This is a genomic window from Enterobacter cloacae complex sp. P29RS (assembly GCF_014893445.1).
Lineage (GTDB): Bacteria > Pseudomonadota > Gammaproteobacteria > Enterobacterales > Enterobacteriaceae > Enterobacter > Enterobacter intestinihominis.
In genome coordinates, this window is record NZ_JADBPZ010000014.1 from 101,046 (window position 1) to 115,834 (window position 14,789).

15 protein-coding genes are annotated in these 14,789 nt (G+C 55.5%); 7 read left to right on the plus strand and 8 right to left on the minus strand.

Features of this window, described 5'->3' with window-relative positions:
• Positions 1 to 91: 91 nt before the first annotated feature.
• Entirely contained in the window at positions 92 to 979 is an 888-nt protein-coding gene (yghX, locus tag IM282_RS12525) for a YghX family hydrolase (protein ID WP_048966576.1), read from the minus strand.
• An 82-nt stretch (positions 980 to 1,061) separates the two neighbouring features.
• Between yghX and IM282_RS12530 the strand changes: the two genes are divergently transcribed.
• Positions 1,062 to 2,102 carry an aldo/keto reductase gene (locus tag IM282_RS12530; protein WP_192970452.1) on the plus strand — a complete coding sequence of 347 codons (1,041 nt, stop codon included), beginning with the start codon at positions 1,062 to 1,064 and terminating at the stop codon, positions 2,100 to 2,102.
• A gap of 113 nt (positions 2,103 to 2,215) precedes the next feature.
• On the opposite strand, the gene IM282_RS12535 is transcribed toward IM282_RS12530, so the two are convergent.
• Together IM282_RS12535 and IM282_RS12540 are read right to left on the minus strand one after the other, a co-directional pair.
• Entirely contained in the window at positions 2,216 to 2,704 is a 489-nt protein-coding gene (locus IM282_RS12535) for a TIGR00645 family protein (RefSeq protein ID WP_006811956.1), read from the minus strand.
• A gap of 43 nt (positions 2,705 to 2,747) precedes the next feature.
• Positions 2,748 to 3,251: an ESA_00282 family adhesion-associated protein gene (locus tag IM282_RS12540; protein WP_023298598.1), complete on the minus strand. Its 504-nt coding sequence runs from the start codon at positions 3,249 to 3,251 to the stop codon at positions 2,748 to 2,750.
• A 102-nt stretch (positions 3,252 to 3,353) separates the two neighbouring features.
• Here IM282_RS12540 and IM282_RS12545 point away from each other — a divergent pair, with 102 nt between their 5' ends.
• On the plus strand, positions 3,354 to 3,758 hold the full coding sequence (locus IM282_RS12545) for a hypothetical protein (RefSeq protein ID WP_023330187.1): 405 nt from the start codon (positions 3,354 to 3,356) through the stop codon (positions 3,756 to 3,758).
• Positions 3,751 to 4,188, plus strand: coding sequence for a hypothetical protein (locus IM282_RS12550; protein WP_023298600.1), 438 nt, complete (start codon positions 3,751 to 3,753; stop codon positions 4,186 to 4,188). The genes IM282_RS12545 and IM282_RS12550 overlap by 8 nt, the downstream gene beginning before the upstream one ends.
• 91 nt (positions 4,189 to 4,279) lie before the next feature.
• On the opposite strand, the gene exbD is transcribed toward IM282_RS12550, so the two are convergent.
• The gene (exbD, locus tag IM282_RS12555) at positions 4,280 to 4,705 is read right to left on the minus strand and encodes a TonB system transport protein ExbD (protein ID WP_023298601.1); all 426 of its coding nucleotides are present in this window, start codon (positions 4,703 to 4,705) and stop codon (positions 4,280 to 4,282) included.
• 4 nt (positions 4,706 to 4,709) lie between these two features.
• Positions 4,710 to 5,441 (minus strand): tol-pal system-associated acyl-CoA thioesterase, encoded by a 732-nt coding sequence (gene exbB / locus IM282_RS12560; RefSeq protein WP_023298602.1) that lies wholly within the window; start codon positions 5,439 to 5,441, stop codon positions 4,710 to 4,712.
• Positions 5,442 to 5,692: 251 nt separating this feature from the next.
• Here exbB and metC point away from each other — a divergent pair, with 251 nt between their 5' ends.
• Both metC and yghB read left to right on the plus strand, forming a co-directional pair.
• Positions 5,693 to 6,880: a cystathionine beta-lyase gene (gene metC / locus IM282_RS12565; protein ID WP_023306940.1), complete on the plus strand. Its 1,188-nt coding sequence runs from the start codon at positions 5,693 to 5,695 to the stop codon at positions 6,878 to 6,880.
• A gap of 142 nt (positions 6,881 to 7,022) precedes the next feature.
• Positions 7,023 to 7,682 carry a DedA family general envelope maintenance protein YghB gene (yghB, locus tag IM282_RS12570; RefSeq protein WP_015571869.1) on the plus strand — a complete coding sequence of 220 codons (660 nt, stop codon included), beginning with the start codon at positions 7,023 to 7,025 and terminating at the stop codon, positions 7,680 to 7,682.
• 45 nt (positions 7,683 to 7,727) lie between these two features.
• Here yghB and IM282_RS12575 read toward each other — a convergent pair whose 3' ends face one another.
• Positions 7,728 to 8,627, minus strand: a complete 900-nt coding sequence (locus IM282_RS12575) for an AraC family transcriptional regulator (protein ID WP_017382749.1) — start codon at positions 8,625 to 8,627, stop codon at positions 7,728 to 7,730.
• Positions 8,628 to 8,822: 195 nt separating this feature from the next.
• On the opposite strand from IM282_RS12575, the gene yqhD reads away from it, so the two are divergent.
• Both yqhD and dkgA read left to right on the plus strand, forming a co-directional pair.
• On the plus strand, positions 8,823 to 9,986 hold the full coding sequence (gene yqhD, locus IM282_RS12580; protein ID WP_192970453.1) for an alcohol dehydrogenase: 1,164 nt from the start codon (positions 8,823 to 8,825) through the stop codon (positions 9,984 to 9,986).
• A 105-nt stretch (positions 9,987 to 10,091) separates the two neighbouring features.
• The gene (gene dkgA / locus IM282_RS12585) at positions 10,092 to 10,919 is read left to right on the plus strand and encodes a 2,5-didehydrogluconate reductase DkgA (RefSeq protein WP_023306942.1); all 828 of its coding nucleotides are present in this window, start codon (positions 10,092 to 10,094) and stop codon (positions 10,917 to 10,919) included.
• A gap of 89 nt (positions 10,920 to 11,008) precedes the next feature.
• On the opposite strand, the gene IM282_RS12590 is transcribed toward dkgA, so the two are convergent.
• Together IM282_RS12590 and ftsP are read right to left on the minus strand one after the other, a co-directional pair.
• A complete protein-coding gene (locus IM282_RS12590; protein WP_046618810.1) occupies positions 11,009 to 13,186 on the minus strand; it encodes a YgiQ family radical SAM protein in 2,178 nt (725 codons plus the stop codon).
• Between the two features lie 151 nt (positions 13,187 to 13,337).
• Positions 13,338 to 14,750 (minus strand): cell division protein FtsP, encoded by a 1,413-nt coding sequence (gene ftsP, locus IM282_RS12595; protein WP_023298607.1) that lies wholly within the window; start codon positions 14,748 to 14,750, stop codon positions 13,338 to 13,340.
• Between the last annotated feature and the right edge of the window lie 39 nt (positions 14,751 to 14,789).

The following is a 14,789-nucleotide window of genomic DNA, read 5'->3' on the forward strand; positions in this document are numbered from 1 at the left end:
TGAATTCGCCCAGAGGCGAGTACTACCCTCGTTATCGGCAGGGACAGGGGAAAAGATAACCCTTTATGATGATTTATTTAAGCAGGGCTTATCATTCCAGATATTTTTTAAACCAGCTTAACGTTCTCGACCAGGCCAGCTCGGCTGCGGGCTGGTCATAGCGTGGGGTAGAATCGTTGTGAAATCCATGGTTTACGCCGGGGTAGATATACGCTTCATAAACCTTATTATTTGATTTCAGCGCGGCTTCATAGGCAGGCCAGCCCTCGTTAATATTTTTGTCCAGCTCGGCATAATGAAGCAGGAGCGGCGCGCTAATTTTTGGCACATCCTCCACCCGCGGCTGACGACCATAGAAGGGCACCGCGCAGTCGAGTTCCGGATACGCTACGGCGGCGGCATTCGATACGCCGCCGCCGTAGCAAAAACCGGTAATCCCCACCTTACCGGTGGCTTCCGGATGATTTTTCATAAACTCTATGGCGGCAAAAAAGTCGTTCATCAGCCTTGTCGGGTCGACCTTCTGCTGCAAAACCTTTCCTTCGTCGTCGTTGCCGGGGTATCCCCCCACCGAGCTCAGGCCGTCGGGAGCCAGCGCGATATACCCCGCTTTCGCCACGCGTCGTGCCACGTCTTCAATATACGGATTCAGCCCCCGGTTCTCATGCACGACCACTACCGCGGGCGTTTTCGCGGTAGCTTTGGCCGGCTTCACCAGGTAACCGCGCACTTCGCCGTGACCATTGGGCGAGGGATAAGTGATGTATTCCGGACGAATATCGGGATCGGTGAATTTAACCTGCTCCGCGAGGGCGTAGTTGGGTTTAAGCATATTAAACAGCATCAGCGCCGTTACGCCGCCTGCGGCATAGCGCGCCGCGAGATTCAGAAATTCGCGTTTGCTGATTTTACCGTGGGCGTAATAGTCATAGTAATCAAGCAGCTCTTGCGGAAAATCTTTGGCAGTCAGGCGCGTCATCGCTTATCTCCATGATTTATGATTTGATAAGCTTAGAATAAAAACGCTGTTTCGAAAATTCACCGATAAGAAAGGAGACATCATGTCCTGGCACCCTTACACCGGCCGATACGAAAACATGCAGTACCGATACTGCGGCAAAAGCGGCCTGCGCTTACCGGCGCTGTCGCTGGGTCTGTGGCACAGCTTTGGCCACGTTCAGGCGCTCGATTCCCAGCGCGCGCTGCTGCGTAAGGCCTTCGATCTCGGCATTACCCATTTTGACCTTGCCAACAACTACGGCCCCCCTCCAGGCAGCGCTGAAGAAAATTTTGGCCGCCTGCTGCGAGAAGATTTTGCCGGGTATCGCGACGAGCTGATCATCTCCACCAAAGCGGGCTACGACATGTGGCCAGGACCGTATGGTTCGGGTGGTTCACGTAAGTATCTGCTCGCCAGCCTCGACCAGAGCCTGAAACGCATGGGCGTGGAGTATGTGGATATTTTCTATTCTCACCGCGTAGACGAAAACACGCCGATGGAAGAGACCGCCGCCGCGTTGGCACACGCGGTGCAGAGCGGAAAAGCGCTGTACGTCGGCATTTCGTCCTACTCCACGGAACGCACGACGGTGATGGCCGAATTGCTGCGCGAGTGGAAGATCCCGCTTTTGATCCACCAGCCCTCTTACAACCTGCTTAACCGCTGGGTCGACAAGACTGGTCTGCTGGACGCGCTGGAGAAAAACGGAACGGGCTGTATCGCCTTTACCCCGCTGGCGCAGGGCCTGCTGACCGGGAAATACCTGAACGGTATTCCGGACGGTTCACGTATGCAGCGCGAAGGGAAAAAAGCGCGCGGCCTGACGGAGAAAATGCTGACCGAAGCCAACCTGAGCAGCCTTCGTCTGCTGAACGAGATGGCGCACGCGCGCGGGCAGACGATGGCGCAGATGGCGCTAAGCTGGCTGTTGAAAGATACACGTGTAACGTCAGTGCTCATCGGCGCGAGCCGCCCGGAGCAACTGGAAGAGAACGTTCAGGCGCTGAATAACCTGTGCTTTACCGAAGATGAACTGACGCGGATTGACCAGCACGTGGCGGATGGTGAGCTGAATTTGTGGCAGGCGTCGTCGGATAAATAAATAGTGCGGTCCGATGCTTTCGCCCCTCACCCTAACCCTCTCCCCAGAGGGGAGAGGGAACTTGAACACCCTCTCCCCTCTGGGGAGAGGGCAGGGTGAGGGGCCTGGTAAATTTATTTCTTACTGATCTTATCCAGATATCCCATCACAAACGCCGACAGTACAAACGTCAGGTGGATAATCACATACCACATCAGCTTATTATCCGGGACGTTTTTAGCATCCATAAAGACACGTAACAGGTGAATAGACGAAATCGCCACAATCGACGCCGCGACTTTATTTTTCAGCGATGAGGCGTCCATTTTCCCCAGCCAGTTGAGCTTTTCTTTGTGCTCGGCGATATCAAGCTGAGAGACGAAATTCTCATAACCGGAGAACATCACCATCACCAGTAATCCTCCTACCAGCGTCATATCCACCAGCGACAGCAGAACCAGAATCAAATCGGCTTCTGCCACGGAGAAAATGTTTGGCAGGACGTGGAATATCTCCTGGAAGAACTTGATCGTCAGGGCGACCAGCGCCAGAGAGAGACCAAAATAGACGGGTGCGAGCAGCCAGCGAGAGGCATACATTGCGTTTTCAAAGAAGCGTTCCATAAAATCCTGTCTGCAAACGAAACCAGCGCTCAGTATATCTCAACTATACCTCGTTGGGATCCACATCCGGACGCGCATACTCCGGCCAGACCAGTGCGACCAGTTCCGGGTAGGCTTCCAGGCTAAACTCGCGAAAACACTGGCGCAGATTTAATACGTCTAAATCGGAATACGACACCTTCTCGCCATTCAGACAGCGCTTTTTGATATTGTCGTAATATTTATAGACCGCCGAATTAAGGTCGCTACAGCGGCGCTGCGCGTCGAACAGGCCGGGCGTATCATTAATTTCGGCCATTTTCATTCGCTTAATTGTCGCATGGAGAAAATCGATATATTCGTGATTCACCCGCCAGTACCAGACTGGCGTCACGGCGTTCATCAAGACGGAGAAATGATCTTCCCCCTCCTCTTTGGACATCAATTCAGGCTGCGGTGGTTCACTGGCGTCATTTGACACTTTCGTTTTATTGAACTCTTGCATCAATAAAAGCACGCCAGCGGTCAGTAATAGTAACGTTACGACCGTGAAGAAAATGCTGTTCATGGGTAGGCTCCATTTTTTTTGATTTTAAAATTGCCTCATGATATTGTCAACGAATCTCACCCTTTTTCCAACCCCACCCTTTTGAAATTAAAGGAAATTAAAATGCTGCCCGACAATCTTGTCCCGGCAAAGTACCACATTACGCCTGTGGAACAGCCTTCGACGGAAGCAGATAAAGAGGCGAATTTCACTCAAGGAAAAAGAAAACTCTCCGACTATGAAGCCGATATATTAATTGGTGTTTCACGCACCGGCAAATCCCGTAATATGGTGCTGGAAGAGCACGATCGCCATTTAAAAGAACGGTTATTTCGTGCCATCAAGATTGAAGCCTTAGTTCATCTGCTAAATGATTTACAGGCCGAAGGGGAAATAGATGCCCAGGCTCTAAGTCAAATAATGGCCGAGAAAACACAGCAAATAAATGAAGCTGGCAATGAAATTTGGCTTAACTTAATTACGCGTGAAAAAAGCAATCCCATTTTTTATAACCTGGGGGATGATTAACGTGAATGATGATAGCGGTAATAACGTTTATTTGACTTTAGATGATAAGAAAAGCGATGAATTTATCTTAAAGCAGAATCTCGACGCCCTGAAAAAGATAAAAAATGACGAGATGACGCGAATAACGCAGGACTTGGTTTCGATTCCGGCCACGCTGGTGCGCCTGAAATGGCAGAACCGTCGGGAAATTTATGCCTTGCAGGCCAAAGAGGAGATTTACGGCGCGGTGATGAACGCCATTATTGAGCTGCGCCCTGAGCTTAAAGAGAAGATCCTTGGGCGACTGGAGACGAACTATCAGTACCTGCTGGCACGCGAGACAGCCACCCTGCGCCTGACCCGTAAACTCTCGGAAGGCAACTATCGCACATCAAACGTCACCTGCGTGGCGCTCGATGAAGAGGCGTCAACAACATCTTCTAACTGCTGACAACGTGGTTCGCCCGGCGGCGCTAGCCTGAGATTGTAGGCCGGGTAAGGCGAAGCCGCCACCCGGCACGGAAGGCGGCTTCGCCTTCGTTTTACTTCGCGGCCGCTTTCTCTTCGCCGACCAGACCAATCTTCAGGTATCCCGCCTGATGCAGCGTGTCCATTACCTTCATCATGGTTTCATAATCGACGGTTTTATCCGCGCGGAAGAAGACGGTGGTGTCTTTCTTGCCGCCGGTCAGCTGGTCCAGCGCCGGAATAACCGAGGCATCCGTCACCGGATCGTTGCCCAGGAACATGGACTTATCGGCCTTCACGGACAGGTAGACAGGCTTTTCCGGACGCGGCTGCGGCTGGCTGGAGGACGCAGGCAGATTCACCTTCACGTCCACCGTCGCCAGCGGCGCGGCAACCATAAAGATAATCAGCAGAACCAGCATGACGTCGATAAACGGCGTCACGTTGATCTCATGCATTTCACCGTTATCGTCCAGATTTTCATTAAGACGCATTGCCATACAATCAACCTACGCGCAGTTTGGACGCCGCATGCACCGGTTTAACGGCGCTGGCGTTCAGGTCCAGATCGCGGCTTTGCAGCAGCAGAACCTGCGCGGCAACGTCACCCAGTGTGGCTTTGTAACTGCCAATCATGCGCGCGAAGATGTTATAGATAACTACCGCAGGGATAGCGGCAACCAGACCGATAGCCGTTGCCAGCAGCGCTTCTGCGATACCCGGCGCGACGACCGCAAGGTTAGTGGTCTGCGTCTGGGCGATACCGATAAAGCTGTTCATGATGCCCCAGACGGTACCGAACAGGCCGACGAACGGGGAGATAGCGCCGATAGTCGCCAGGTAGCCGTTACCGCGGCCCATATGACGACCCACGGCCGCAACGCGACGCTCCAGACGGAAGCCGGTACGCTCTTTAATGCCTTCGTTATCTTCACTGCCTGCGGAGAGTTCCAGCTCGTTCTGCGCTTCGTTCACTAACAGGGTAGTCAGGCTTTTCGCATGGAAGGATGAGGTGATATCAGAAGCCTGATCCAGAGAGCGGGCTTCCGCCAGCTGCTTCTGCTCACGCTTGAGGCGGCGTTTTTGTGAAAGAAGTTCGGCGCTCTTGCTGAAGAAGATAGCCCAGGTGATCACGGACGCCAGAATCAGGCCGATCATCACAACCTTAACGACGATGTCAGCATGTTGATACATGCCCCAAACGGAGAGATCCGTCTGCATCAAATTATTACCCACTCTGTATCTCCAGGACGCAAATCACACAATCTGAACGTAATAATATCAAAACGTCGTCGAATTGATAGTAGTTCTCATTAGTATTTACATAGTGCCGTAATTTTCGCTCACTTTCCTTGCGCTTACGCAGTAAAAATTTCTTGTGCGAATTTTTAATAATATTTTCTGCTTATTCGATAAGCATCCGGATGCACATTGTGACAATCGTGGTAGTCTGGACGTCCAGACGTATAAAAATAGGGTTAGCGAACATGACTAAAAAGCAGCTTGAGACCACGCTGGTGCAGGCAGGACGCAGTAAAAAATACACCCAGGGCTCGGTCAACAGCGTGATCCAGCGTGCCTCCTCGCTGGTGTTTGATACCGTCGAAGATAAAAAAATCGCCACGCGTAATCGCGCGAAGGGCGGGCTGTTTTACGGTCGCCGTGGCACGTTAACCCATTTCTCGTTGCAGGAAGCCATGTGCGAACTGGAGGGCGGCGCGGGCTGCGCGCTGTTCCCGTGCGGTGCGGCGGCGGTCGCCAATACCATTCTGGCGTTTGTTGAACAGGGTGACCACATCCTGATGACCAATACCGCCTACGAGCCAAGCCAGGACTTCTGCACCAAAATACTCAGCAAGCTCGGCGTCACCACCAGCTGGTTCGATCCGCTGATTGGGGCCGGTATTGCCGGGCTTATTCAGCCCAACACGCGCGTTGTGTTCCTGGAATCTCCCGGCTCCATCACCATGGAAGTGCATGACGTCCCGGCCATCGTGAAGGCGGTGCGCAGCATAGCGCCGGAAGCGATCATCATGATCGACAACACCTGGGCGGCAGGTGTGCTGTTTAAAGCCCTGGAATTTGACATCGATATCTCCATTCAGGCGGCGACCAAATACCTGATTGGCCACTCAGACGGCATGATCGGTACGGCGGTATCTAATGCCCGCTGCTGGGAGCAATTGCGTGAAAACGCCTACCTGATGGGCCAGATGGTGGATGCCGATACCGCCTACATGACCAGCCGGGGCATCCGTACGCTCGGCGTGCGTCTGCGTCAGCATCACGAAAGCAGCCTGCAAATTGCACAGTGGCTGGCGCTGCATCCACAGGTGGAGCGCGTTAACCATCCGGCGCTGCCTGGCAGCAAGGGCCACGAATACTGGCAACGTGACTTTACGGGCAGCAGCGGGTTGTTCTCATTTGTTCTTAAGAAGCGCCTGAATGACGCCGAGCTGGCAAGCTATCTGGATAACTTTACCCTCTTCAGCATGGCCTATTCATGGGGTGGGTTTGAATCGTTGATCCTGCCCAATCAGCCGGAGCAGATTGCGGCCCTGCGCCCGGGCGGCGAGGTGGACTTCGAGGGGACCTTAATCCGCCTGCATATCGGGCTGGAAAATGTGGACGATTTAATTGCGGATTTATCGGCAGGATTTGAGCGCATCGTGTAAAGTGCTGGCTGACATGTACTCCCTGGACGCTATTCTGAACACCGCAAGCAGAAAAGTCTGTATGAGATGCGCCTGCGATCAACCCCGACAGGCAAAATTGGGAGTACAATAGCGTTATATCTGCTGTTCCACAGGAAAGTCCATGGCTGTTATTCAAAATATCATCACGGCGCTCTGGCAACACGATTTTGCCGCGCTGGCGGACCCACATGTCGTCGGGATTGTCTATTTCGTGATGTTCGCGACGCTGTTTCTGGAAAATGGATTACTGCCAGCCTCATTTTTACCCGGTGACAGCCTGCTCCTGCTCGCAGGGGCGTTAATCGGCAAGGGCGTGATGGACTTCGCACCGACAATGGTGATCCTTACCTCTGCGGCCAGTCTCGGCTGTTGGCTGAGCTACCTGCAAGGGCGCTGGCTTGGAAACACCCGCGTGGTGAAAGGCTGGCTGGCGCAGCTGCCGCATAAATATCATCAGCGCGCGACCTGCATGTTTGACCGTCACGGCCTGCTGGCGTTGCTTGCCGGGCGTTTTCTGGCGTTCGTTCGCACCCTGTTGCCTACCATGGCGGGTATTTCAGGCCTCTCTAACCGCCGCTTCCAGTTCTTCAACTGGCTGAGCGCCCTGCTCTGGGTGGGCGTGGTCACCACACTCGGCTACGCGCTGAATATGATCCCCTTTGTTAAACGCCATGAAGACCAGGTGATGACCTTCCTGATGATCCTGCCGATTTTCCTGCTGGTTGCAGGGCTGGTGGGTACCATTGCGGTGGTGATCAAGAAAAAGTATTGCAGCGCATAAATAAAAGCCGGGTGGCGCTACCGCTTACCCGGCCTCCGTTTCCCCTCACGCTCCCTGCATGGTTCTGATACGTGACGCATCTTCCCCCGGCGTGACGCCGAAGTAACGCTTAAACTCCCGACTAAACTGCGACGCGCTTTCATACCCGACCCGCATCGCCGCGGCGCTGGCCTTCATGCCATCGTGGATCATCAGCATCCGCGCCTTATGCAGACGGTAGGTTTTGAGGTACTGCAACGGCGACGTGCTGGTGACGGATTTAAAGTTATGGTGAAACGCCGAGACGCTCATATTGGCTTCCGCCGCCAGCTGATCAACGCTGAGGTTTTCCGTGTACTGGCTCTCGATGCGCTTCAGCACGCGACTAATGAGGCTGAAGTGCGTTTGCCGGCTTACCAGCGCCAGCAGCGCCCCGCCGCCCGGTCCCAGCAGCACATGGTAAAGAATTTCGCGGATAATCTGCTTTCCGAGAATACGCGCATCCAGAGGCCTTTCCATCACGTCTAACAGGCGTTCAATCGCGCAGAGAATTTCCTCCGATAAGGTCGCGGAGTTGATACCGCTTGCCGCCATCGACGGCCGGAAAAGTTCGTCCTCCCCAATCTCCATCAGCAACTCCTGCAACTGGAGAATGTCGACGTTGACGCGGATCCCGGCCAGCGGTACCTCCTCTGTCGCGAAAGTTTCACATTCGAAGGGTAAAGGTACAGTCAGAAGCAGATATTCATTGGTGTCGTAACGGAACACGCGCTCATTGATATAGCCAATCTTATGGCCAGAAAAGAGAAACACGATGCCGGGCTGATACATCACCGGGGTGCGCGTTCCGGGCTGGGTACCGTAGAGCAATCGGATATCCGGCAACAGCTCAGCCGAATCATTTCCGTTATCTATCAGTCTTTTAATCTGCGACGTTAGCTGGCGGCAGATGGCATCACGGTTCATTTTCAGTTACTCCGGGTACGGTTTCCGACGCTAACAGTGTGCGCATTTTCTTACCGTTTCTCCAGAGCGCTGTAGAAATGGGCAAGACATCGGCAGGAATGTGCATTGAGAGGATAGCGCCTGCCCGCCACAATGTGCAGCATCAGGTTGCCTTCTGCGCCACCACGATTTTTTACCCACTACAGGGAACAAGCCATGAACAACTTTAATCTTCACACCCCAACCCGCATTCTGTTTGGTAAAGACGCTATCGCTGACCTGCGCGCGCAAATCCCGACGGACGCCCGCGTCCTGATTACCTACGGCGGCGGCAGCGTGAAAAAAACCGGCGTACTGGATCAGGTTTACAGCGCTCTGGAAGGGCTGGACGTACGCGAGTTCGGCGGTATCGAGCCTAACCCGTCTTATGAAACGCTGATGAACGCGGTAAAAATCGCCCGTGAGGAGCAGATCACTTTCCTGCTGGCGGTGGGCGGCGGTTCCGTGCTGGACGGCACCAAATTCATCGCGGCGGCAGCGCATTACGCTGACGGCATCGACCCGTGGCATATTCTGGAAACGGGCGGCAGCGACATCAGCAGTGCGATCCCGATGGGCTCCGTGCTGACGCTGCCGGCCACCGGCTCTGAGTCCAACAAAGGCGCGGTCATCTCCCGTAAAACCACCGGTGACAAGCAGGCCTTTATGAACGAACACGTTCAGCCCGTGTTCGCGATCCTCGATCCGGTTTACACCTATACCCTGCCTGCGCGTCAGGTGGCGAACGGCGTGGTCGACGCCTTTGTTCACACCGTTGAGCAGTACGTCACTTACCCGGTGAACGCCAAAATTCAGGATCGTTTCGCGGAAGGCATTCTGCTGACGCTGATTGAAGAAGGTCCGAAAGCGCTGAAAGAGCCTGAAAACTATGACGTGCGTGCTAACGTGATGTGGGCTGCAACACAGGCACTGAATGGCCTTATCGGTGCAGGCGTGCCACAGGACTGGGCGACCCATATGCTCGGTCACGAGCTGACGGCGATGCACGGCCTGGATCACGCCCAGACGCTGGCGGTGGTTCTGCCTGCGCTGTGGAATGAAAAACGTGACGCTAAACGCGCCAAACTGCTCCAGTACGCCGAACGCGTCTGGAACATCACCGAGGGTTCCGACGATGCGCGTATCGATGCCGCAATTGCAGCCACCCGTCACTTCTTTGAAAGCCTGGGTGTGCCAACGCGTCTCTCTGGCTACGGCCTGGACGGCAGCTCCATCCCTGCCCTGCTGGCGAAGCTGGAAGCACACGGTATGACGCAGATCGGCGAGCATGGCGACATCACCCTGGACGTCAGCCGTCGTATTTACGAAGCGGCACGCTAAGCGTTTTTAGGATCCTGACTTTCGTTTTTTGACATTTCGTCCAGACTTAATGCACATCACATTGTCGGAGGTTCCCTCCGGCGATGAGCACCTGAAGGAGGAAAAATGGCAAACCAAACCGTAATCAAGCTACAGGACGGCAACGTGATGCCCCAGCTGGGGCTAGGTGTATGGAAAGCCGGTAACGACGAGGTCGTCTCCGCCATTCATAAAGCCCTGGAAGTCGGCTATCGGTCCATCGATACCGCCGCCGCCTATAAAAACGAGGACGGCGTGGGGACCGCGCTTGCCAGCGCTGGCATTCCCCGCGATGAGTTATTCATCACCACCAAGCTGTGGAACGACGATCAAAAGCGTCCACGCGAAGCGTTACAGGAGAGTCTGGAGAAACTCCAGCTCGATTTCGTCGATCTTTATCTCATGCACTGGCCGGTACCGGCTATCGACCATTACGTTGATGCCTGGAAAGGGATGATTGAGCTGCAAAAAGAGGGGCTGATAAAAAGCATCGGCGTCTGTAATTTTCAGGTTCATCACCTGCAACGCCTGATTGATGAAACGGGCGTCGCGCCGGTGATTAACCAGATTGAGCTACACCCGCTGATGCAGCAGCGCCAGCTTCATTCGTGGAACGCCACGCACAAGATCCAGACCGAATCCTGGAGCCCGCTGGCTCAGGGCGGCGAAGGGGTGTTTGACCAGAAAATCATTCGTGAACTGGCGGATAAGTACGGCAAAACGCCGGCGCAGATCGTCATTCGCTGGCATTTGGATAGCGGTCTGGTGGTGATCCCGAAATCGGTCACGCCATCGCGTATCGCCGAGAACTTCGACGTCTGGGATTTCCGCCTGGATAAAGACGAGCTGGGTGAGATTGCGAAGCTGGATCAGGGCAAGCGGCTTGGGCCGGATCCGGATCAGTTTGGCGGGTAGTTTCCCCTCACCCTAACCCTCTCCCACAGGGAGAGGGAATGCTTTCCACCCTCTCCCTGTGGGAGAGGGCCGGGGTGAGGGCATCATCGTTATCCGATCTTACGTTTTCCCGTTTTTTTCGTCCCCGAAGCCCCACCGTTCGAACGCTGATGCACAATTGGCGTGTGCTTGGTCAGCGCCGGGCGCGTATTGCGGTTCTGGCGGCGCGCTTCGCGCATCTCTTCCAGCGTTGGCGCTGGCACCAGGCAATCACGACGCGAGCCGATCAGGTGCTTTTTCCCCATCTCTTCCAGCGCCTGACGGATCAGCGGCCAGTTTTTCGGGTCGTGATAGCGCAGCAGCGCTTTGTGCAGACGGCGCTGTTTATCCCCTTTCGGCACCACCACGTCTTCACTCTTATAGCCAATCTTACTTAGCGGGTTTTTGCCGGTGTAATACATGGTCGTCGAGTTAGCGAGCGGCGACGGGTAGAAGTTCTGCACCTGATCCAGACGGAATCGACGCTGCTTCAGCCACAGCGCCAGGTTCACCATGTCTTCATCACGGGTGCCGGGGTGCGCGGAGATGAAGTATGGGATCAGATACTGCTCTTTCCCCGCCTGTTTTGAAAAGGTATCAAACAGCTGTTTAAAGCGGTCATAGCTGCCCATGCCCGGCTTCATCATTTTGGACAGCGGGCCCTCTTCGGTGTGCTCCGGGGCGATCTTCAGATAACCGCCAACGTGATGCGTCGCCAGCTCTTTGATGTAGCGCGGATCTTCCACCGCAATGTCGTAACGCACGCCGGAGGCGATCAGGATCTTCTTGATGCCTTTCAGGTCACGGGCGCGACGGTAAAGGTTGATCGTCGGCTCGTGGTTGGTGTCCATATGCTCGCAAATGCTCGGATAGACGCAGGAGAGACGACGACAGGTCTGCTCAGCGCGCGGCGATTTGCAGCGCAGCATGTACATGTTAGCCGTTGGACCACCCAAATCGGAGATTACGCCGGTAAAGCCCGGGACCGTGTCGCGAATGGCTTCGATCTCGTTAACAATCGACTCTTCGGAACGGCTCTGAATAATACGACCTTCGTGTTCGGTGATCGAACAGAAGGAGCACCCGCCGAAGCAGCCGCGCATGATGTTGACCGAGAAGCGGATCATCTCGTACGCTGGAATACGGCTGTTGCCATATGACGGATGCGGCACACGCTTGTACGGCAGGGCAAAAACGCTGTCCATCTCTTCGGTAGAGAGCGGGATCGCCGGTGGGTTAACCCAGATATAACGCTCGCCGTGCTTTTGCATCAACGCGCGGGCACAGCCCGGGTTGGTTTCATGGTGCAGAATACGGGAGGCGTGTGCGTAGAGCACCTTGTCAGCTTTGACCTTCTCATATGACGGCAGCAGCACATAGGTCTTTTCCCACGGCTTCGGACGCGGCGGCTGCACCACCACGGCCTTTGCTTCCGCTTTCTTCGGCTCAACTGGTTTGTTATCCGCGCACGGCAGATCGTCACCGTACGGATGCGGGATAGGGTCGATTTTGCCCGGCATATCGATAATGCGGGAATCCACCCCGCTCCAGCCCGGCAGCGCCTCTTTCACCATGATCGCGGTGTTGCGCACGTCGCGGATCTCGCTGACCGCTTCACCCTGCGCCAGGCGATGCGCCACTTCCACCAGCGGACGCTCGCCGTTGCCGAAGATCAGCATGTCGGCTTTCGAATCCACCAGCACCGAACGGCGCACGGTGTCAGACCAGTAGTCGTAGTGCGCGGTGCGGCGCAGGCTCGCCTCGATGCCGCCCAGGATCACCGGCACGTCTTTCCATGCTTCTTTGCATCGCTGGGTGTAGACGAGGGTCGCGCGATCGGGACGTTTACCCGCCACGTTATCTGCCGTATAAGCGTCGTCATGGCGCAGCTTACGGTCCGCGGTATAGCGGTTGATCATCGAGTCCATGTTGCCCGCGGTCACGCCAAAGAACAGGTTAGGTTTACCCAGACGCATAAAGTCGTCTTTGCTGTTCCAGTCAGGCTGAGAAATAATCCCCACGCGGAAACCCTGAGCTTCCAGCATACGGCCGCAGATCGCCATGCCAAAGCTCGGGTGATCGACATACGCATCACCCGTCACCAGAATGATATCGCAGCTGTCCCAGCCCAGTTGATCCATCTCTTCCCGGGACATCGGCAGGAACGGCGCCGGTCCAAAGCAGGCTGCCCAGTACTGGGGCCAGGAGAAGAGGTCGCGATCCGGCTGGATCAGGGAAATTGCGCTCATAATGCTTCCGAAGAAAAAATAGACAAAAGGAGCGGGATTATACGCTGGTTTATCGGGGGAAATGAAGGGGTATTTATTGCCCGGTGACGCTACGCTTACCGGGCCTACGGGCCTGTAGGTCGGGTAAGGCGAAGCCGCCACCCGACTCGTTTTACGGTGCCGGATTCACCAGCATCTGCCCTACCGACCCCCTGTCCATCATCTCCAGCGTCTGGCTGTGGAACAGGAACGGGAAGTGCGGCCATGACGGCTGTCCATAGTAGACGAGCAGTTCTACCTGCCCATCCACCCAAACGGTATCTTTCCAGCCCCTGTCTTCCGGGAACGGCATCGCCCCGTTGACGTTGCGGATCAGGAATGACACCCCTTCAATATGGAACGACTGCGGCATCTCCGAGCGGACGGTCCAGCGCTCCCAGGTTCCCTGCTGGGCGGTGATATCAATACGATTTACGTCCCACAGCGCGCCGTTGATGCCCGGATCGTCGCCAAGGCTGATATCGCGACTGCGTACTGCCGGGCCGGTCACAATTTCCTGCGGCAGCAGGCGCATCGGCAGACTGTCGGTCACCAGCGGCAACAGGCCGGTCGGGCGCAGCGTCAGCACCAGCGTGGAGACCAGAACGCTCGACGGTTCAAAGAAGCCGCGTATGCGGTCAACAATGCTTGCCGCTTCGCCGCAGGTCACGGACACTTCATCCCCGTTGGTCATATCCACGAGGATTTCACGACGTTCGCCCGGCGCCAGCGCCAGCTGTTTCACCGACACCGGCGCAGGTAATAACCCCTGATCGCCTGAAATCACATGCAGGGCGCGGCCGTCGCTCATTTGCAGCAGGTAGCGGCGCGAGTTAGAGGCATTCAACAGACGCAGGCGCACCCAGCCACGAGACACTTCGACATACGGGCTTTGCGCGCCGTTAACCAGCAGCGTATCGCCCACAAAGCCACCACTGCCCGGCTCGCTGTACTCCGGCGTACCGAAGTTATCCAGACGCTTGTCCTGAATAATGATCGGGAAATCATCAACACCGTAGTGATTCGGGATCGGCAGCGTTTTACTGACCTCATCTTCAATCAGCCACATCCCGGCCAGGCCGTTATAGACCTGCTGGGCGGTGCGGTTCGGGGTGTTGGCGTGATACCACAATGTCGCCGCGCTCTGACGAATCGGGAGGACGGGCGCCCAGTCGGCATTCGGCGACATCATGCGCGCCGCGCCGCCCATCAGCGGCCCCGGCACCTGCAACCCACTGACGGTCATTGCGACATTTTCCGTCGTCCGGTTACTGTAGATGAGCTTGACGTCATCCCCATTCCACACGCGAATGGTCGGCCCGAGGTAGCGTCCGTTAATGCCCCATACCTGCGCGCGCGTTCCCTGGGTAAAGGACCAGTGGCTACGCTGAAGCGTGAGGAATAGCGGCTGTCCGCGACGGGATTCAATCAACGGCGGAATAGGCAGCGGCTGTTGCTGCCCGGCGGCGCTGGCTGTCCGCGGCATCGCACCCGCACAAAGGGCGATACCCGAAGCCTGAATAAACTGACGCCGACTGAGTGACATATAAGCTCCATCTGAAACGACTAACAACGCGGGAATTCG